Origin of the sequence: Pseudoalteromonas sp. SCSIO 43101, assembly GCF_023650775.1 — a bacterium.
GTDB lineage: Bacteria > Pseudomonadota > Gammaproteobacteria > Enterobacterales > Alteromonadaceae > Pseudoalteromonas > Pseudoalteromonas apostichopi.
This window is the reverse complement of record NZ_CP072673.1, coordinates 1,350,947-1,370,642: the sequence shown is the minus strand read 5'-3', so window position 1 is coordinate 1,370,642 and position 19,696 is coordinate 1,350,947. Positions and strand designations below refer to the sequence as shown.

Sequence of the window (19,696 nt, the reverse complement as noted above, 5' to 3'; positions counted from 1 at the left end):
CACATATGCCGTACATTGCCTAGCTTAATCAAGGGTTTTCTTGAACCTTAGTGCAGCCATAGCCAAGCCTAAAATAGTAAAGATCAAAAGCCAAATTAAGTCACTGCTCATACTCATTAGATTGACATCTTTTAGTACTATTCCTCTTATTAGCCTTAAATAGTGCGTTGCTGGTAAGCATTCAGCAAGCCACTGCGCCGCCATAGGCATTCCTTCATAGGGAAATACAAAACCAGACAATAAAATGGAAGGTAACAGAATAAAAATAGTCATTTGCATTGCTTGAAGCTGGTTTTTAGCGATGGTCGAGAGCACTAAACCTAGCACTAAACTGGCGCATATAAAGGCAAATGTTGCGACAACCAGTGCCACTAAACCACCGCCAAAAGGAATATGAAATAATATCTTGCCCATTCCTAATATAATAAATAACTGAATAAAACCAATGAAGATATAAGGCACCACTTTACCTATCATCAACTCAAGTGAGCTTAAAGGTAAGGTTATTAAGAGCTCCATATTGCCTCGCTCTTGCTCTTTAACAATTGCAGCAGAGGTAAACATAATCATGGTCATGGTCAAAATGACAGCTGCTAAACCTGGCACAATATTAACCGCAGAGCGCTGCTCAGGGTTATAAAATAAGGTTGTTTCAAAGGTAGGATAAGTTCTATTCGCGGGCTTATCGAGCAGTTCAGCAAGCGGCATGTTGCGAAGCGATTTAATGCTCGACGCTACCATTGTATCTGAGCCATCAACTAACCAATGCGCAATTGGCCTGACTAACGACTCATTACTACCATCTGGTAAACCAAAACCGACTGTTGGGTGTTGAGCAAGCCGGTTTGCTACATCGTGGGGTATAAAAAGCACGGCGCGCACTTTAGCACTGGCTATTGCTGTTTGTGCTTGCTCTATACTGTTATAGTAATCTGTCACTTTGACCACATTTGTGGCTGATACTGTTTGTACTAAAATGCGGCTGAGAGCAGTGTGACTATGATCGACTACTGCAACAGGGATATCCTTAACATTAGTGTTAATAGCATACCCAAATAGAATCAGCTGGATAAGGGGGATCATTACCACCATAGCAAATGTCATTCTATCACGGCGTAATTGTAATAACTCTTTGCTTACAATAGCTTTTATACGGCTTAAAGAGGTAACAATATTCATTGTCTGCCCTGCCCTGTACAAGTTACAAACACGTCCTCAAGGCTTGGGCGAACAATATTTACTTGCCACGTATCCTTACAAAATGATTGCTGTTTTATAAACTCAACGGGATCTTGAACATCTTTTTTCACTAATACTCGCAATTGTGCGCCTAACTGAGTCGCCGAGATAACTTGATCGATTGTTGCGAGCTGTTTTTTTAATTCTCTAGTTTGCGCCCCAGCTATTTCTACAACATAGGCATGCATGTCTGTCATTAATTGTTTTGGTGAGCCATCGGCGCGTTTAATACCGGATTCTAAAATTGCTAAACGATGACAGCGCTCCGCTTCATCCATGTAGTGAGTAGTGACTAATATTGTTGTACCGGCATTACTTAAATCAAAAAGTGTTTCCCAAAAGTCACGGCGATTTTGTGGATCGACTGCCGATGTTGGCTCATCAAGAAATAAAATTTTCGGTTTATTGATCACTGCAGCAGCCAATGCCAAGCGCTGCCTTTGGCCCCCACTCATACTTCCGGCCATTTGTTCCGCTCTTTGATCAAGACCGTAGGTATGGAGCAATTCATCAATTCTTTGTTGTTTTTGCCGCTTTTTTAAAGGGTAAAGCGCAGCCATGAACTGGAGGTTTTCAAGTACAGTTAAGTCGCTATAAAGTGAAAACTTTTGAGTCATATAACCAAGTTGTGTTCTCAGCTTTTCTGCATCTTTTGGCAGGCTCAAGCCAAGCACATTGATATCACCGGCGGTTGGCTTCAATAAACCCGTAAGCATACGTATTGCAGTCGTTTTACCACAACCATTGGGGCCTAAAAAGCCATAAATTTGGCCTTGCTGAACGTCTAGATCAAGGTTATCAATCGCTGTTAAATCGCCAAATTGTTTTATCAAGCCTTTGGCATGGATCACCGACTCAGTCATGGCATAACCACTTGGGCAGGTACGCCTGTTGGTAAGTTATTCTCAGTTGCAGGTAGTGTTACCTCAGCAAGATACATTAAACGCGCGCGCTCTTCCTGATTAAGGGCATAAAAAGGAGTGAAAGCAGGCTCTGTGGCGATCCAAGTAAGTTCGCCTTCAATCTCTTGATCTATACCGTCTACGCGAACCATGAGCCTCATGCCCTGTTTGAGCTTGGCGCGATATGGTTCTGGGATATATACGCGTGCGTATGGTGCGCTGTTCGCTTGAATAATAACCACAGGGCTTCCTTTAGTAACTCGCTCACCTACATGCCAAGGCAAATTATCGACTCTGCCGGAACGCATCGCTTTAATTGTCAGATCTGAAAGATATTTTTGTTGTACTTTTAGCTCAGCTTCTGCGGCTTGAACTTGCGCCTTTGCACTATTAATATCTTCGACACGAGAGCCATTTGTTAGCTCTTTTAGGTTCTGCTTTGCTGATTCTAAATTTGCAAAAGTTTCATCCCGTGCGGCTGTTGCGCTGTCTAAGGTTTCTTGGCTTGCGAGCTTATCTTTAACTAACGTTTTTGCTCGGCGAAAATTAGCTTCGCTTTGTGTGTATGCAGCATTTGCCGCTGCTACTTTGGCTGATGTCGCAGCAACCTCTTCTGGGCGAGCACCATTTAAAGTTTTTTCAAGAAATGCTGTTGCTTGAGCTAGTTGCGCTTGAGCTTTGGCTACAATGGCTTGTTGAAGCTCAGCATCGAACTGTGCAATTACCTGCCCTTTTTCAACTAACTGACCTGCTGAGACGGGTAAATCAATCAGTACTTCGTTAGTCGTTGCAGGATGGATCACACGTTCACGCTCAAGAGTCCCTAGCGCTACTCCCTCATTAGAGTCTGAACAAGCTGAAATAACTAAAGAAATAAATATGAGTACAACACGTTTAGCTAACATTTTAATTTCCTTACGGTTAGCTGATGAGTTGCTAAATACTATAAAGTAATAAAATGTTCAGTAAAAGTGTTCTGTAAAAATTGATTTTTTAGAAATTAAAAAAATAATATCGCAGAGATATGTTGGAGAGTTAAAGCGATGAAATTCTAGATATGTTTATCTAACCATTTGAAGTTAGATTACAAGGTGATTATTCCTACTTAACATAAGATTATGTCAATATGTGGCATCGCGCTAAGAGATTAGTACTCTTGATAACGTCTTGCATAGATTGTTCGGAGTTCGCCGAACCGCTACACATAACCTACTTAAGTAAGTGGCGTCCCCAAGGGGATTCGAACCCCTGTTACCGCCGTGAAAGGGCGGTGTCCTAGGCCTCTAGACGATGGGGACGCAGAAATTGGTTTGCAAATCACCGATTTGCTATTTCTGTGTAAGATGAGACCGAGCCTGCGAGGCGAATGGCCTTAGCTTAAACAGAAAGTTTCTGTGTCACTAGGACAACTGAATAATTAGACTCGATTCAGACGAGTGTTAATAACACAGCACTTTTAGTAAGTGGCGTCCCCAAGGGGATTCGAACCCCTGTTACCGCCGTGAAAGGGCGGTGTCCTAGGCCTCTAGACGATGGGGACACATAATGTGTCACTAGGACAACTGAATAATTAGACTCGATTCAGACGAGTGTTAATAACACAGCACTTTTAGTAAGTGGCGTCCCCAAGGGGATTCGAACCCCTGTTACCGCCGTGAAAGGGCGGTGTCCTAGGCCTCTAGACGATGGGGACACATAATGTGTCACTAGGACAACTGAATAGTTAGACTCGATTCAGACGAGTTTTAATAACACAACACTTTTAGTAAGTGGCGTCCCCAAGGGGATTCGAACCCCTGTTACCGCCGTGAAAGGGCGGTGTCCTAGGCCTCTAGACGATGGGGACACATAATGTGTCACTAGGACAACTGAATAGTTAGACTCGATTCAGACGAGTTTTAATAACACAACACTTTTAGTAAGTGGCGTCCCCAAGGGGATTCGAACCCCTGTTACCGCCGTGAAAGGGCGGTGTCCTAGGCCTCTAGACGATGGGGACACATAATGTGTCACTAGGACAACTGAATAGTTAGACTCGATTCAGACGAGTTTTAATAACACAACACTTTTAGTAAGTGGCGTCCCCAAGAGATTCGTACTCTTGATAACGTCGTGCATAGATTGCGCGGTGTTCACCGCCCCGCTACACATAACCTAATTAAATAAGTGGCGTCCCCAAGGGGATTCGAACCCCTGTTACCGCCGTGAAAGGGCGGTGTCCTAGGCCTCTAGACGATGGGGACACATAATGTGTCACTAGGACATTAAATGATAGTTTGACTCATACCGGAGTTAAGGTTACTAAATTAACATGTAAGTACTCGAGACTAACATATTTATTTTCTTGGCAATTGCTCACTTACTTGAAGTAAGTGGCGTCCCCAAGGGGATTCGAACCCCTGTTACCGCCGTGAAAGGGCGGTGTCCTAGGCCTCTAGACGATGGGGACGCAGAAAACTGCAACCCTAGGACAAACACTATGCAAATCTGGTGGAGCTATGCGGGATCGAACCGCAGACCTCTTCGCTGCCAGCGAAGCGCTCTCCCAGCTGAGCTATAGCCCCGACTTGCATACACACCACCAATTAATGTTGGCTGTGTATCGCTGAGTGCGGGGCGCATTCTATGCAGCCCCCCAAATAAAGTCAACAGTTTTTTATCTAAGTTTATTTAAATGATTTAAATTTCAACAAGCTGACTAAATATCAATCCGTTACGGTGGTGTTTTAAACAAAGTGCTATCAAATTCGCTATTTTGAGCTACTTGCAGTACTGGTTTCTCATTTAAAGGCTTCCTGCCTATAAACTTGCTTATTTAAATAAGGTATACATTTATATGCAAAACAAAGATCGCTACCTAAAGCTTTAAATAAAGAAACTAAGCGTACCCTATGTTGTTTTTTAATATACAAAATAGGTCGCTTTTAACTGATGCAAACTTATTGATACGAAGAAACTGCTATAAAGCTTTACTGTTTTCATATCACTTCGATCATTTTACTAAGGTCATAGAGCTATAGATCAACTTATAAATACAAGGTTATGAATATAAATTGCATATTTGTTCACCAAAAAATGCTTAATTGCCATGTCATTGTTTATAAAAGCTGCATCTAACACATTTTTACTCATTCAAGTGTTGACACATTTACAACTCTATCTATAATAGCGCCCCACAACAACGCAGCAATGAGTTGTTTTAGATATGGGTCGTTAGCTCAGTTGGGAGAGCATCGCCCTTACAAGGCGAGGGTCACTGGTTCAAGTCCAGTACGACCCACCATTATTCACTAATGGTGTTCATATCTAAATTCTTAATGGGTCGTTAGCTCAGTTGGGAGAGCATCGCCCTTACAAGGCGAGGGTCACTGGTTCAAGTCCAGTACGACCCACCATTAAGAAATAGGGCTGCATGTAATATGGGTCGTTAGCTCAGTTGGGAGAGCATCGCCCTTACAAGGCGAGGGTCACTGGTTCAAGTCCAGTACGACCCACCATTATTCACTAATGGTGTTCATATTACAAAAAATCTAAATGGGTCGTTAGCTCAGTTGGGAGAGCATCGCCCTTACAAGGCGAGGGTCACTGGTTCAAGTCCAGTACGACCCACCATTAAACACATTTTAGTGGTGTTCTCATTTAGATTAATCTTCGCGGGTCGTTAGCTCAGTTGGGAGAGCATCGCCCTTACAAGGCGAGGGTCACTGGTTCAAGTCCAGTACGACCCACCATTTTCACCGATGGTAAGCGAAGAAAAAGATTATATGGGTCGTTAGCTCAGTTGGGAGAGCATCGCCCTTACAAGGCGAGGGTCACTGGTTCAAGTCCAGTACGACCCACCATTTAATCTTTAAGCCACTAGGCAATTTATATGTGGGTCGTTAGCTCAGTTGGGAGAGCATCGCCCTTACAAGGCGAGGGTCACTGGTTCAAGTCCAGTACGACCCACCACATATAAACACTTCATTAAATATATTTCCTTATTTACCCTTAGCTTTCAAAAGCATCGCCACCATTAACAAAACACAGGCTCGATGGTTCTAATCCAATACGACCCACCACATATAAACACTTCATTAAATATATTTCCTTATTTACCCTTAGCTTTCAAAAGCATCGCCACCATTAACAAAACACAGGCTCGATGGTTCTAATCCAATACGACCCACCACATATAGACACTTCATTAAATATATTTCTTTATTTTACCCTTAGCTTTCAAAAGCATCGCCACCATTAACAAAACACAGGCTCGATGGTTCTAGTCCAGTACGACCCACCACATATAAACCTCTAGTATCTAGTTCCTTTTATCTGACATTTGAGATTTAAACTCTAATACCAACCTCCCCCACTATTGATATAGCCTAAAAGTAAATTTTAAATCGCTGCAAAAGCTGTAATTTGCCTTGTCAGCAGCTAGACTGTTTATTATAGTCGTTGTTAATGTCACTTAGTCGCAAGTCCAATGCCTGCAAAGATTTTTTCGAAAGCCAAAATTTTAATAGTTGAAGAGCAGCCTCTTGCTCAAAGCTATATGAAACAATCCTTAGAAGGGTTGGGCTTTCGTCAATTGCGTTTTGCAGAGCATGCCATTGCAGCAAAAGAACAATGTCAAATTGAGCAATTTGACCTCATCGTTTGTTCATTTAACTTAAGTAAACCTCAAGATGGCTATCAGCTTTATGAAGAGCTGAAAATGAAGCGCCTTATTAAAAACTCCACGGGCTTCATTTTTATCTCAGCTGAAACAAGTGGTTCTTTGGTTCACAGTGTGCTTGAGCTACAACCAGATGATTTTTTAGTTAAACCATTTACAATTTACGAATTAAAAAATCGTATAGAAAAAGTATTATTACGCAAGAACAACCTCCACCAAGTTTATCAGCTTATTGATGATGGTAACGATTCAAAAGCAATTAAACAAATTGATGCTTTGTTGCAAAATAAAGGCAATAGTTATAGCGCGATTCTATTGAGATTAAAAGGTGATGCCCTACTTCGCCTCAAACGCTTTGAAGATGCAAAAACATTCTTTAAATCAGTGCTCGATATTCAAAAATTCACATGGGCAAAAGTAGGTTTAGTAGAAGCACTCATTGCCAATAATGAACACACACTTGCACATCGTATGCTGAAGACAATGTTGCAGCGCAGTGAAACTCGACTCGTTGCTCTTGATTTACTCGGTCGATTAGAAATAAAGCTGCATAAGTTTGATGAGGCTCAGCAGTTTTTTAGTCAAGCTGTTGAAATTGCGCCACGTAATATTGACCGTCAAAAAACCTTGAGTCATGTATCGTTACTTAATCACGACTACGAAAAGAATTATCTAACTCAAAAAGACATTGCTAGTTACGCAAAGCACTCTATTCACGACAACCCTGATGTGTATTTAAATGCGGCTCGTGCCGGTATTGATTTTGCTTTAACTACAGATCAGACCGATCAAGTTAATCGTATTTCAAGACAGACAAACCAATACTTGAGTGATTTAAAAAAACAATTTCCTAATAGTAATAACCAAACACAGATTGACGTTCTCAATGCGCGTTTGCATTACTTAAAGGATGAACATCAAAAGGCCAAAGCACTCATCAATCAACTGGATGAAAGTGACAGCCAAATTCGTTCGGTAGATGGAGCCCTCGATAAAGCGAAAGCGTTTCATGAATTGGGCTTCCACCACAAAGCACAAACATTGTTTAACCAAATTATCAATCACTGTGAACGTCACCCATCAATAAGCGATCCGGTTTATTTACGTTATATTCAACAGCAACAAACTGAGCGGCGTGATATTAAGTTAGGTCCAAAAGAGCTCAATAACCACGCTGTGACGCAGTTTAATAAAGGCCAGCTAAATACTGCACTTGAAGCATTCACACAGGCATTTAGAATAATGCCAAAAAATGCCAGCATCGCCTTAAATTTACTGCAGTGTTTATTCGATACAAATAACCAAGGCCAATCATTTAATTTAGCACTCGCGAAAAAATGTTTTGCCTTGTTAGATGCTCAAACATTAGAAGATGAACAAGCAATCCGCTTTGAAAAAATTAAAGCACAGGCTGCAAAATTAAAAATTAAACTTGCAGAGTAACTTCTTTATGGCGTTTCGTTTGTTAAAACTTAAAAATCTCCCCCTCAGCGTTGCGCTTTTGGTTTTTTGTCAATGTAGCTTTGCCTCAGCAACGTTACAACATTGGCAGCAAGCAACTATAAATTGGCAAAGTGAAGCGGGTAGCCATATAAATATCTTGGCTGACGAGCAACCCGCATTTATGGCTTTAAAACCCTACATTCCTTTGTTTGAAAAGCTAACAGGAATTTCTGTTGGTTTTCATGCCTTAGAACAGTCGCAAATGCGTGCTCGTCGACATCAAGATTTAAGCGAAGCCACAGGTCTTTATGATGTACTGCCTATGGGAATCACATTTTTAGGTGAAGCTCAAAGCCAAGGCTGGGTTGACCCTTTACAGCCATACATTGAAAACCCTAGACTTACAGACAAAGCGTGGTATCAGTTAGAAGATATTAGTGAGCGTAGCCTAGCCCTTTGTAAGATCGACGATACACTATATTCGTTACCGTTTGATTTTTCTGCGCCGATATATTTTTACCGTAAAGATCTTTTCGAGCGTTTCAACCTAGAAGTACCCAATACCTACGAGCAACTGCAAGCGACTAAAATTAAGCTGCAAAAGGCTATTGACCGCACCCCTTCTTTGAATGGTATGCACGCATTTGCCTCACGCACACTGCCGGGGGCAGGATTAAACACCTGGACAGTCTTGCCTATTATGCGAGCTTATGGTGCTGAGGTTATCAATAAGCAAGGTCAATCTGTTTTCGGTAGTCCTCAGACAGCAAAAAGCTTACAAGTGTATCGTGATCTAGTCACGGGGTTCGGCACCCCTGATAACAGCCGCTTACTTCACTTTTATGAAATTCGTCGCCTTTTTAAAGAAGGCCAACTTGCCTCGGCCTTTTTGGCCTCTCATTTTTATAATGAAATAGATACCGCAGAAGAGTCTGATATTTGGAATAAATGGGAGGCCGCCCCCTTGCCTGCTGGCCCAATAGCCCGAGAAACATCGCCATGGGCATGGGCGTTCGCGATAAATAGCAAATCAAATGAAAAACATGCTGCATGGTTATTTATTCAATGGGCAACAAGTGAACAAACAGCCGCACTACTGAGTACCGGAGGTTCACCACCAAGGCAAAAGGTGTGGCACGAAAAACTATTTACTTTAGTAAACAAGCCTGGCTTTAATAAAACCATGTTATGGGTATTTGATCACGCAACTCCGGACCGCCTGCAGTCTGGTATGGTCGAGTTTCCTGTTATTGGCAAAATTATCTCGCAAACCTTTAGCCAAATTTTCTATGGTGCAGATATAAAGCAATCTATTAAAGCTGCTGACGAAAAAATAAACACTAATATGCAAGCGCTAAAAGTACGGAGCAATATTCAGCAATGAGAATTAGTATTGCCCATAAAATTTTAATGATCATCGGCTTTACCATTACCCTTATTTTAGGGGCAAGTACGTCTTTGCATGTTATGGAGCTAAAAGAACAAACACTTTTGAACATGAGTGAAAAAGCTGACGCTATTGTCTCACCCATGTTGTCAGAAATAAAAAGCTTAACTAAAGACAATACGGTAGGAAGTTGGGTACTTAAAATTCAGGGATTAACATTAAAAAATATTCTAAAAAATAATACCTTTGATGACTTACAGACGATTTACTTTATCGATCAAAATAACTTTATTGCTGCCCATCCTGATAACAGTAAAGTTGATACCCTTGAAACTAACCAAATGCTATTAAAGCAGCTTAATCCAAAGCAAAATACCATTGTAGCTATGGAGCAACAATATGCTGTTGCTGTACCAATTAGCAACTTTCAGGGCGAAAATATCGGTTATGTTATTGTGAGCTTTTCAGATAAAGACTTAGCATTAAAAACTAAATCTATCATTAGTAATGCTGTGTCACTATTTGCAATCTACCTTTTAACTGCACTCATCATCGCCTACATCATTATTCGCCGTATTATCTTGCAGCCAATTGATCAGCTTGTTGAGTTTTCTCATGCTGTGACCACTGGTGATCTAAACTGCCCTATTAACATAAAAAGCCAAGATGAGATTGGCACCCTTGCCAGTGGCTTTAAAATGATGCGTGCTGCGGTTAGGCAACAGATTAACAGCATGCATGAACAACATAGTTTACTCGAAGATACCGTTGCTAAACGTACTCAAGAGTATCTTGATGCTAAAGAGCAAGCTGAGCAATCAAATCAGGCTAAAAGCCGCTTTTTAGCCAATATGTCCCATGAACTTAGAACTCCGCTTAATGCAGTGTTAGGCTTTAGCCAGTTACTGCAAGATAGCGAAACAGATAAAAATAAACGTCGTTACTTAGAAGCAATTTCAATCTCGGGTAATTCCCTGCTTAATGTATTGAATGACATTCTCGATTTATCAAAAATCGATGCTGGTAAAATGCAACTCGATATTGAGCGTGTAGAAATCCCTAAAATGTGCCATGAACTCAATATGATGTTTTTACAACTCAGTGCACAAAAAGATCTCGACTTACAGGTGATTTCTAACCCAGCGCTAAAAACGCCCGTGTTACTTGATAGTAATAAAGTGCGCCAAGTACTCACAAACTTGATCAGTAATGCTATTAAATTCACTGCACAAGGCAGTGTCAAAGTGTATTTCGATTTTAAAGCCCACGATGACAACAGCAATATTGATATCAAAATTCATGTCAAAGACACAGGTAAAGGTATTCCTAAAGATCAACAAGATCTTATTTTTAATGATTTTGAACAAGTACAAGGCCAACGTAGTTCTGAGTTTGGCGGAACCGGATTAGGTCTAGCTATTTCTTTGCGCTTTATCAAGCTAATGGGTGGTGATTTATCAGTGATCAGCGAAAAAGGCCGAGGTAGTGAATTTATTGTATCGTTACCAAACGTTGAATTGGCCGAATCAAAAACCGAAGTTGAGCATCGTAATTACCCTGCCATTTCAAGCTATCATTTTAATCCTGCACGTATTTTAATTGTTGATGATATCCCTTATAACCGAGACTATTTAGAGTCCTTCTTATCACGCTGGAGCTTTACTATAGATACAGCTATCAACGGAGAAGATGCGCTTAATAAAATGGAGCAACATCAACCTGACTTGATCATTATGGATTTAAAAATGCCCGTAATGGGCGGTTTAGAGGCAAGTCAATTAATTCGTAGTGATGATCGCTTTAAACATATTCCAATCATTGCAGTTACAGCGTCAACGCTAAAAGATGATAAGGCGCAATCGAATATTTTGACAGACTACATTATTAGTAAGCCAATTTACCGCGAGCACCTTATTTTTATCATCGCTCAATATTTAGATTAGTCGCGTTTTTTCATCGCTATGGCATTCATACAATAACGTAAACCAGTTGGTGGTGGACCGTCAGGGAAGACATGGCCCAAATGCGCGTCGCAAACATTGCAAATAGCTTCTATTCGTTGCATACCATGACTAGAATCAGCCACATAAGCAATACTTTCAAGACTGCTAGGCTGTGTAAACGAAGGCCAGCCGGTGCCACTATCGAACTTTTCATCGCCGTCAAACAATAAATTGTCACAACAGGCACACGCATATTGACCAGGTTCAAATAATGTACATGAATCAGAGCTGTGCGGGCGTTCTGTGCCTTTTAAGCGAGTAACATAAAATGTGTCTTGTTCGAGCTCAGCTTGCCACTCAGATGGCGACTTCTCGACTCGACGTAGAGGTGTTGGGTTACCGTTATGGGCAAACTCTAAAATATCTTGCCAAGTTAACATAGTGCTCCCTCAGGGTTGAATACAACAGTTGCACAGTACATCACAATCCCTATCAAGGGCAAGCAACGTGCGTCTAGTGATTAACTTGTTTGCAGCCTGATATCTATTTGTGCACGTTCACGCTCAGAAAGTAGCTGTGCTAAATGACTATTTATTTGGCTGCTGTTAACACTTAGTACGGCAGTTATCTGCTGATCGTTGACATCAGTTACATGGATTATCCCTTCGCCGATTTCAACCTGCTTAATTTGGCCAATTAATACAAACTCAGCTTTGCGTTTGAAATCGAATAAACCCGCTAAGCTTATTAGTGCTAGCTGATTCACATCACGTTTTAATAAGTCAGTAATGGGATTGCGTGCTACAAATAACGGCGTAACTCGATAAAGGCTTGATAGGGTTATAAAACCCCATAACATCACAAGCAACGAGAATGCAGCGCTGTGCCAAAGTGGCGTAAATACCCATAAAGCAATTAATACCAGCGCGATAGTGAGTGAAATTTTTGCTAAAAGCTTATTAATTGCCAACATATTGCAGCCCTATTTCTTTTCGATTGGATCTGGCCAATCATTAAAAAAAACTGATAGATATCTGCTTTTTAATAAATATAACAGTACCCATAACACCAGCACCATTTGACAGGCTAAGAAAAACGAAAACTGATAGTGACTGTGCGCAGCCTGATAGGTTAACCAACTTAAATCTGTGATTGCACACAAAATTAATGGCCAGCGCATAAATCGCCAAATAGACGCGAGACGTTTTGCACTTATGGCGTTTTCTTGTGGCCTGCGTAAGCAAAAGATCACTGCCGGTAATAAGGCAATCGCAGCAATCGCAATTGCTGTAAAGAAATCGCTTTTAGCTTTAAAAAACAGCGACATTATATCTAAATCAGGGCGGCGACTCAGCGCCGCGATTATCCAGATAAAATAACTTCGCAAAAGCACTAGTAAGGTTAAATGAAACGCTAATGGGGTACGATAAGCACCGTGTTTATCCCAGTATTCTGGGCCATAGCGATTCATATTTGGTTCTTCTTATCGGCAATGATGCCAAGTACAAAAAACGCAGCCGTAAGTGTAAGCGCCAGCCATTTAACACCGAGTAGCAGTAGCAACTTACTTAAAAATGGAGTTACAAACACCACAAGTAAGCCCATGCCAAACCCGGTGACTAGCACAAAGCAAAGCACACGGATAATAAAGTGACGACGCGCAACAAAGCGCTTGGTCACTTTAATAATGTCGTTTGCATACAAGGATAAAAAGCACACCACCAGCAATAATGAAATATTGTAAAGGTGTGGTTGCAGCCAGCTGCCAATTGTTAAAGCAACTGACGACAATGCCTGCAATAGACTATCCATTGTGCTCACTTAAAAGTGCAATGAGGTCAGCCTCAGTTAACACATCAATGCCTAGGTCTTGTGCTTTGGTTAATTTTGAGCCCGCTTTTTCACCCGCAATAAGCGCATCTGTTTTCGCCGATACACTACCCGACACTTTTGCACCTAACGCTTGTAAACGTGCTTTTGCATCATTACGGTTAAGCTCGCTCAATGTGCCGGTCAGTACGTAAGTTAAGCCAGCTAATGGCTGCGCATCGGCACTCGGCGCTGTTAATTCTGGCCAGTGAATACCTTGCTCAACTAACGCATTTACAACTGCCATATTGTGCTCCTCGCTAAAGAAGCCACGCACATGCTTGGCAACGATCTCACCTACGTCACTTACTTCTGTTAACGCATCAACGCTTGCTTGAGTGATTTTTTCTAGCGTTAAAAAATGGTTTGCTAAGTTTTGCGCGGTTGCTTCACCCACTTCGCGAATACCTAACGAATATAAGAATTTAGCTAAGGTTGTTTGTTTCGCATCTTGTAGTGCATTAACTAAGTTCTTAGCAGATTTAGGGCCCATTCGCTCTAGTGATTCAAAATGCCCTTGTTTAAGGATAAATAAATCAGCAGGCGTTTTGATAAGCTCACGATCAACAAGTTGATCAACAATTTTGTCGCCTAAACCATCAACATCAAGGGCTTTACGTGACGCAAAATGTTTAATTGCTTGCTTACGCTGCGCTTGGCACACTAAACCACCGGTACAACGGGCAACCGCTTCACCTTCAATGCGCTCCACATGTGAGTCACAAATTGGGCAAGTAGCAGGAAATTCAATGTCTTTAGCATCGTCTGGACGACGCTCAAGTACAACTTGGGTAATTTGTGGAATAACATCACCCGCACGACGTATAATCACGGTATCGCCAATTTTAACGCCTAAACGGGCAATTTCATCGCCGTTATGAAGCGTTGCATTAGACACTGTAACGCCCCCCACAAATACTGGCTCTAGTCGTGCAACTGGTGTAATTGCGCCAGTGCGACCTACCTGAAACTCAACATCAAGTAATTGTGTGATTTCTTCTTGTGCGGGAAACTTAAAGGCAATTGCCCAGCGTGGTGCACGTGCCACAAAGCCTAAACGCTCTTGTAGCTTTTTGTCGTTTACTTTGATAACAACACCGTCAATTTCGTAGGCAAGATCACTACGACGCGTCAAGATGTCTTGATAATAATCAAGAGCAGCTTGCTGACCTTCAACGAGTTTTGTTTCTGGACACAGAGGTAACCCCCAATCAGTAAGTTTAGCAAGCTGTTGATAATGATCTTCTGGTAGCTGCCCATCCGCAACAAGCCCAGTACTGTAGGCATAAAACATCAGTGGACGTTTTGCTGTTACTTTAGAATCAAGCTGGCGTAGGCTACCAGCAGCAGCATTACGCGGGTTTACAAACACCTTGTCGCCGCGTTTTTCAGCTTCACTATTAAGCTTGGCAAAACCAGCGCTGTCCATAAATACTTCACCGCGTACTTCTAGTTCTGCGGGGAAGTCATCGCCACGTAACTTCAGCGGTACATTGCGAATCGTTTTTACATTCTGGGTGATATTTTCGCCCACCATGCCATCGCCACGAGTCGCGGCTTGTACTAAAACGCCATTACGATAAATAATTGATACCGCTAAACCATCAAGCTTTGGCTCACAGCAAAAGGTTAGCTCTTTGTTATCCATTACACGTTCTTTTATACGACGATTAAAGGCAGCAAACTCTTCTTCTGAAAAAGCATTATCAAGTGACAGCATAGGCACTTGGTGAGTTACTTGTTCAAACTTATCAAGTGCAGCGCCACCGACTTTTTGCGTGGGTGAATCTGGGCTTTGAAACTCAGGATTCGCTTGCTCAAGCGCACTTAACTCACGCATTAGACGGTCATATTCAGCATCAGGAATGCTTGGTGCATCCAGCACATAGTAATTATGGTTATGCTCTTCTAACTGGGCACGTAGTTGGCTAATTTGCTCAAAGATAGGGCTGGACATGAAAACCTCAAAAATCTACATAAAAAAAGCCACTTAGACGACTTAACGCCAAGTGGCCTAATACTTATCATCTGTGCGTGCGATTAAGCTGAAAAGCTGCGAACTTTCTCAACATACTCACGAACGCTTTCAACCGTCATTTCTTCACGGTTGCTATCTAAAATAGTTGCGCCAAATTCATCGGCTAACTTTTTAGCTGCACTGTGCAACATATTAAATGCACTTAGACCATCACCATCACATGGAAGGGTCATAAATAAGCTAATTCCCGCAGTGCTAAATTGTTCCATATTATCAATATCGAACGTGCCAGGGTTATACATATTCACTAAACGGAATAAAACAGGACCAGTGCCTGCTGGGTCTAAATGACGGTTAAAGAAACCTTCTTCAGAGTACTTAAAACCTAACATATTAACAGCTGGTAATAGTTGGCTGCCAGCCATGGTTAAGCCTTCTGGCATTTGTAAATGCACAATAATGAAATCACTTGGTCCTTGAGCATCTGCTTGCTCTTGATCTGTTTCCTCTTGCTGAATCTCAGTTTCTTCAACCACTTCTTCTGAAACAACCGGTTCATCGTGACTTTCTGCTGAAAAGCTTAAATCACCAAACTCTGGTTCATCACGCTCTTGTGACATTGCTTTCGTTGGTTCTTGAACTTCACTGGTTGTTTCAGTTGGTTCAACCCGTTCCACTGAAGGCGCATCTGGACTGTCCTTTTTTCGCACCGACCATAAGCCGTGAATTAATAAACCACCAATGACAAATACACTGATTACGATTAAAGCCCATCTTAATTCTTCGGCCATCCCCTCACCTTTATTATTTGATATGCCTAATTAAATTTTATGCTTGTGCCATTTGCACAGCTTGTTCTATATCTACAGCCACCATACGAGATACGCCTGGCTCAGCCATAGTTACACCAGTCAACCTGCCTGCCATTTCCATAGCAATTTTGTTATGACTAATATAAATAAATTGTACTGATTGTGACATCTCTTCTACCAAACGGCAAAAACGACCCACGTTCGCATCATCCAATGGTGCATCCACTTCATCTAGCATACAGAATGGAGCTGGATTGAGCCTGAATATTGAAAACACCAATGATAATGCGGTCAGCGCTTTTTCTCCACCACTAAGCAGGTGAATTGTCGAATTTTTCTTTCCTGGTGGTCTAGCCATGATGCTCACCCCACTTTCAAGTAGATCATCACTGGTCAATTCGAGGTAAGCACTGCCACCACCAAATACTTTCGGGAATAATTCCCCAAAGTCTGTATTTACTTGTTCAAACGTCGCCTTAAAACGGTTTTTTGTTTCTCGGTCTATTTTTTGAATCGCCCCTTCCAGGGTATTTAGCGCTTGCGTTAAATCATCAAGTTGCTGATTTAAATAATCGCTGCGTTGTTTAGCCTGCTCAAACTCATCAATTGCCGCTAAATTCACCGCGCCGAGCTCATTTAAAGCTTGTGTGGTTTTTGTCAGCCTAGTTTGCATGCTATTTAAATTGGCATTGTCAGGCAATTCTTCAAGTACTGTTTTTAAATTTTGTTCCAGTTCTGCAAGTGGCTCTAAAGCCGCTTGAGCTTTAACGATTAAACTTTGCTCATCCAGTGCTAATGCTTGCAACTGCTCTTGTAGCGTAACTAGCTCAGATTGCGATGATTTCAGCGCTGTTTGCTTATCAGCAAGCTCCTTTTTAGCTTGACTCAAGGCCGCTTGCAAGTTTTTCAGCTCAACATCACTTTGTTGATGCTTTTCAAGCAGTAGCATAATTTGCTCTGTCACCTCTTCAAGCGGGATCACTAATTCTTCTAGCTGCTCGTTGAGCTCTAATACCGCTTCACTCGCAGCATTTTGCGCTGCATTGGCGTGTTGCAATTTAGTTTCGCTAAGTTGACACTCACTGCGAGCTTTTTGCTCAGCCAAGTTTGCTTGATGCGCCTGAGTTTTATATTGCTCAAGCTGAGAAGCAACTTGGCGATAACGGTTATTTGCCTCAGTTTGCTGGTGTTTTGCTTGCTCTAACTCAATTTCAAGTTCTAATTGCTGCTCTAGCAATTGTTCAAGTAAACACTGCTGAGTTTGTTGCTGCTCATCGGCATTTTGCTTTTGCTCAGCCAATAAAGTTTGACGCTGCTGTAACTTTACAAGCTGGTTTTGCCACTGCGTTTGCTGCTCTAGCAACATGTCACGTCGCGTGCTGGCCGATGCTATCTGCTGAGCCGCTTGGTGAATTCGCTCTCTGTATTGCTCTTTGTCAGCGATAAGCATTTTCTTATGTGCTAGATGCTCATTTAGCAATTGCTGCTTTGTTTCTAATTGCTCGTTGAGTTCTTCATCTAACTGCTGTGCATCACTGAGCTGGGCATGCTTTAAAAGCAATGAATTATCGGCGTCTTTATTGGCATTAGAGTGAAAGTTACGCCCATGAATATGGCCTTCTTCATCAATAACAGCTAACCAAAAAGGATCCGCTAAAATAGCTTCATCAAAATGGGGTTGAAAAGCAAACCGTGCTAATAAATCAGGGTAAACACCCGTTTCGATATAATTAGCTAATGACTCTTTTGGTAACGCAGCACTATCAGTCGCAGGCCAAACACTGTTAGCCTCTTTATGTTGATTCACCTTTAGATGCTCTAGACCTAGCAGAGCTTGCTCAACTAAAGGCTCAAAGCCAGAAGTAACTTTTAACTGCGCTAATAAAGAGACACTCCCGCTGTCAGTTTGCTCTACTAGCAAGGAATTAAGCGCAGCAATGCTGGCTCTATTTTCATTACTGTGCTGTTGAACCCGCCTAAAATCCTGTTCTAAGTGCTGTTGCTCTTTATCAGCTTGTTCTAGATTATGAGTTAGCTTATTCAGCGCACTTTGCTGCTGCGCAAGTTCTTTTGTCAATGTTTGAATATGCTGTTGCTGCTCAGCAATTTGTGCTGCAACTGGGGTGGCTTCAAGCTCACTAATTTCAGCGGCGAGTTGTGCCTGCTGAGATTCAAGTTGTGCAAGTGTCTGTGCAAAATGCCTTAGCTGACTTTTTGCGACAGTAATATCACTGCTATGAGCTTGATTTTTCTGTAATACGCTTTGATATTGCTCATTAGCACTTTGCGTGCTTTGCTGTTGCAAAGCAACTTGTTCTTCAACCTCTGCTACTTGCTCAGCGCACAACAAACTTTGCTCAATCGCTTCTTGTAGCTGCTCTTGTAAAATGGCGGCTGAGGCGTGTTGCTCTTCTTGCAGCTCTTTATTTTGTAACTGCAGTTGTTGCTGTTTGATAAGGTTTTGGCTAAGTGTTTGCTGTTGCTGCTTTAAGCTGATCTGTTGCTGCTCTTTGCGCGTCAAATCAGTGTGTGTTTGATGCTGAGCCTGCTGTGCGTCTTGCAGTTTTTGCTGCTCAAGCTGCACCTGATTTTCAAGACTTGCTAAAACATCATCATGGCCAGAATGCGCTTCTTTAAAGAACTTGATTTGCTCTTTAAGTTTATTAATTTGCTCAGCTTTCTCGATTTGTTGTTGGTGTAACTTCTGCCACTTTAAAACCGCAATTTGCCCTTTTAAGGTGCGCTCAGTGGCTTTTAGCTCTCGGTATTTTTTAGCATCTACTGATTGCACCGCAAGCTTATCAAGCTGTGTTTGTAATTCCTGTCTTACATCAAGTAAACGTTCAAGGTTTTCGCGGGTACTTTTAATGCGGGTTTGCGTTTCACGACGACGCTCTTTGTACTTTGAAACCCCCGCGGCTTCCTCTAAAAAAACTCGTAAATCAGCCGGTTTGCTCTCAATTAAACGCGAGATCATGCCCTGCTCAATAATCGCATAGCTGCGCGGGCCAAGACCAGTGCCTAAAAAGATATCGGTAATATCACGCTTACGGCATTTACTGCCATTTAGGAAATAAATTGACTGGCCATCTCGCGTCACTAAACGCTTAATCGCCACTTGGTTTCGATCAGCAAAGGTATTTGGAAGGTGACCACTAGTGTTATCAAAAACTAATTCAACAGAGGCTTGCGAAATAGGTTTTCGATTAGTAGAGCCATTAAAAATAACATCGGTCATGGCATCGCCACGTAAGTTTTTAGCTGAGCTTTCACCTAGCACCCAACGCACTGCATCGATGACATTTGATTTGCCACAGCCGTTCGGGCCGACAACACACGTCATCTGATCAGGAAATGGGATCTTAGTGGGTTCAACAAACGATTTGAAACCCGCTAATTTTATGGTGCTTAAGCGCATCTAATTGTTTTACCGATTTTTATTGTTATTCTTCAATTTAACCCA

At 41.8% G+C, this 19,696-nt stretch carries 13 protein-coding genes, 15 tRNA genes and 1 pseudogene; 11 read left to right on the top strand and 18 right to left on the bottom strand.

All coding sequences use genetic code 11. From position 1 onward, the window contains the following. Positions 1–24: 24 nt before the first annotated feature. The 11 genes from J8Z25_RS06455 to J8Z25_RS06405 form a co-directional block, all read right to left on the bottom strand. Positions 25–1,173, bottom strand: a complete 1,149-nt coding sequence (locus J8Z25_RS06455) for an ABC transporter permease (protein WP_178927465.1) — start codon at positions 1,171–1,173, stop codon at positions 25–27. A 2-nt stretch (positions 1,174–1,175) separates the two neighbouring features. Next, positions 1,176–2,102: an ABC transporter ATP-binding protein gene (locus J8Z25_RS06450; protein WP_167659211.1), complete on the bottom strand. Its 927-nt coding sequence runs from the start codon at positions 2,100–2,102 to the stop codon at positions 1,176–1,178. After that, complete coding sequence (locus J8Z25_RS06445; RefSeq protein WP_167659210.1) at positions 2,099–3,046, bottom strand: HlyD family secretion protein; 948 nt, start codon at positions 3,044–3,046, stop codon at positions 2,099–2,101. The genes J8Z25_RS06450 and J8Z25_RS06445 overlap by 4 nt, the downstream gene beginning before the upstream one ends. A 317-nt stretch (positions 3,047–3,363) precedes the next feature. Further along, a tRNA-Glu gene (locus tag J8Z25_RS06440) sits at positions 3,364–3,439 on the bottom strand. 166 nt (positions 3,440–3,605) lie between these two features. Continuing rightward, positions 3,606–3,681 (bottom strand) — tRNA-Glu (locus tag J8Z25_RS06435). 77 nt (positions 3,682–3,758) lie between these two features. Beyond that, positions 3,759–3,834: transfer RNA gene (locus J8Z25_RS06430), tRNA-Glu, on the bottom strand. A 77-nt stretch (positions 3,835–3,911) separates the two neighbouring features. Beyond that, positions 3,912–3,987 (bottom strand) — tRNA-Glu (locus J8Z25_RS06425). 77 nt (positions 3,988–4,064) lie between these two features. Next, a tRNA-Glu gene (locus J8Z25_RS06420) sits at positions 4,065–4,140 on the bottom strand. 168 nt (positions 4,141–4,308) lie between these two features. Then, positions 4,309–4,384, bottom strand: a tRNA-Glu gene (locus J8Z25_RS06415). Positions 4,385–4,514: 130 nt separating this feature from the next. Next, positions 4,515–4,590 (bottom strand) — tRNA-Glu (locus J8Z25_RS06410). Positions 4,591–4,629: 39 nt separating this feature from the next. Beyond that, positions 4,630–4,705, bottom strand: a tRNA-Ala gene (locus J8Z25_RS06405). Positions 4,706–5,348: 643 nt separating this feature from the next. Between J8Z25_RS06405 and J8Z25_RS06400 the strand changes: the two genes are divergently transcribed. The 10 genes from J8Z25_RS06400 (at position 5,349) to J8Z25_RS06355 (ending at position 11,574) form a co-directional block, all read left to right on the top strand. Next, positions 5,349–5,424: transfer RNA gene (locus J8Z25_RS06400), tRNA-Val, on the top strand. A gap of 36 nt (positions 5,425–5,460) precedes the next feature. After that, positions 5,461–5,536, top strand: a tRNA-Val gene (locus tag J8Z25_RS06395). A 26-nt stretch (positions 5,537–5,562) separates the two neighbouring features. Beyond that, positions 5,563–5,638 (top strand) — tRNA-Val (locus tag J8Z25_RS06390). Positions 5,639–5,677: 39 nt separating this feature from the next. After that, positions 5,678–5,753, top strand: a tRNA-Val gene (locus tag J8Z25_RS06385). 43 nt (positions 5,754–5,796) lie between these two features. Then, positions 5,797–5,872 (top strand) — tRNA-Val (locus J8Z25_RS06380). A 35-nt stretch (positions 5,873–5,907) separates the two neighbouring features. Next, a tRNA-Val gene (locus tag J8Z25_RS06375) sits at positions 5,908–5,983 on the top strand. A gap of 33 nt (positions 5,984–6,016) precedes the next feature. Beyond that, a tRNA-Val gene (locus J8Z25_RS06370) sits at positions 6,017–6,092 on the top strand. Positions 6,093–6,609: 517 nt separating this feature from the next. Continuing rightward, complete coding sequence (locus J8Z25_RS06365; protein WP_250661865.1) at positions 6,610–8,244, top strand: response regulator; 1,635 nt, start codon at positions 6,610–6,612, stop codon at positions 8,242–8,244. Between the two features lie 7 nt (positions 8,245–8,251). Beyond that, complete coding sequence (locus J8Z25_RS06360) at positions 8,252–9,628, top strand: ABC transporter substrate-binding protein (protein ID WP_250661864.1); 1,377 nt, start codon at positions 8,252–8,254, stop codon at positions 9,626–9,628. Then, the gene (locus tag J8Z25_RS06355) at positions 9,625–11,574 is read left to right on the top strand and encodes an ATP-binding protein (RefSeq protein ID WP_130051861.1); all 1,950 of its coding nucleotides are present in this window, start codon (positions 9,625–9,627) and stop codon (positions 11,572–11,574) included. The genes J8Z25_RS06360 and J8Z25_RS06355 overlap by 4 nt, the downstream gene beginning before the upstream one ends. Here the strand turns inward: J8Z25_RS06355 and msrB are convergent. Next, positions 11,571–11,933 (bottom strand): annotated as a pseudogene (gene msrB / locus J8Z25_RS06350) (peptide-methionine (R)-S-oxide reductase MsrB); the annotation flags it as partial. The gene J8Z25_RS06355 and the pseudogene msrB overlap by 4 nt on opposite strands. On the opposite strand from msrB, the gene J8Z25_RS20845 reads away from it, so the two are divergent. After that, a complete protein-coding gene (locus J8Z25_RS20845; protein ID WP_350338354.1) occupies positions 11,905–12,033 on the top strand; it encodes a CxxxxCH/CxxCH domain-containing protein in 129 nt (42 codons plus the stop codon). The pseudogene msrB and the gene J8Z25_RS20845 overlap by 29 nt on opposite strands. A gap of 61 nt (positions 12,034–12,094) precedes the next feature. Here the strand turns inward: J8Z25_RS20845 and J8Z25_RS06345 are convergent, their stop codons facing one another. The 6 genes from J8Z25_RS06345 to J8Z25_RS06320 all read right to left on the bottom strand — a co-directional run bounded on the left by J8Z25_RS06345 (position 12,095) and on the right by J8Z25_RS06320 (position 19,651). Then, on the bottom strand, positions 12,095–12,547 hold the full coding sequence (locus J8Z25_RS06345) for a hypothetical protein (RefSeq protein WP_250661862.1): 453 nt from the start codon (positions 12,545–12,547) through the stop codon (positions 12,095–12,097). Positions 12,548–12,556: 9 nt separating this feature from the next. Then, positions 12,557–13,045 carry a DUF2919 domain-containing protein gene (locus tag J8Z25_RS06340; RefSeq protein ID WP_167658504.1) on the bottom strand — a complete coding sequence of 163 codons (489 nt, stop codon included), beginning with the start codon at positions 13,043–13,045 and terminating at the stop codon, positions 12,557–12,559. Then, a complete protein-coding gene (locus tag J8Z25_RS06335; protein WP_167658503.1) occupies positions 13,042–13,386 on the bottom strand; it encodes a DUF3392 family protein in 345 nt (114 codons plus the stop codon). The genes J8Z25_RS06340 and J8Z25_RS06335 overlap by 4 nt, the downstream gene beginning before the upstream one ends. Continuing rightward, positions 13,379–15,400 carry an NAD-dependent DNA ligase LigA gene (gene ligA / locus J8Z25_RS06330; RefSeq protein WP_130051866.1) on the bottom strand — a complete coding sequence of 674 codons (2,022 nt, stop codon included), beginning with the start codon at positions 15,398–15,400 and terminating at the stop codon, positions 13,379–13,381. The genes J8Z25_RS06335 and ligA overlap by 8 nt, the downstream gene beginning before the upstream one ends. An 83-nt stretch (positions 15,401–15,483) precedes the next feature. Next, positions 15,484–16,212 (bottom strand): cell division protein ZipA, encoded by a 729-nt coding sequence (gene zipA, locus J8Z25_RS06325; protein WP_130051867.1) that lies wholly within the window; start codon positions 16,210–16,212, stop codon positions 15,484–15,486. Between the two features lie 37 nt (positions 16,213–16,249). Next, on the bottom strand, positions 16,250–19,651 hold the full coding sequence (locus J8Z25_RS06320; RefSeq protein WP_250661861.1) for a chromosome segregation SMC family protein: 3,402 nt from the start codon (positions 19,649–19,651) through the stop codon (positions 16,250–16,252). Positions 19,652–19,696: the final 45 nt, after the last annotated feature.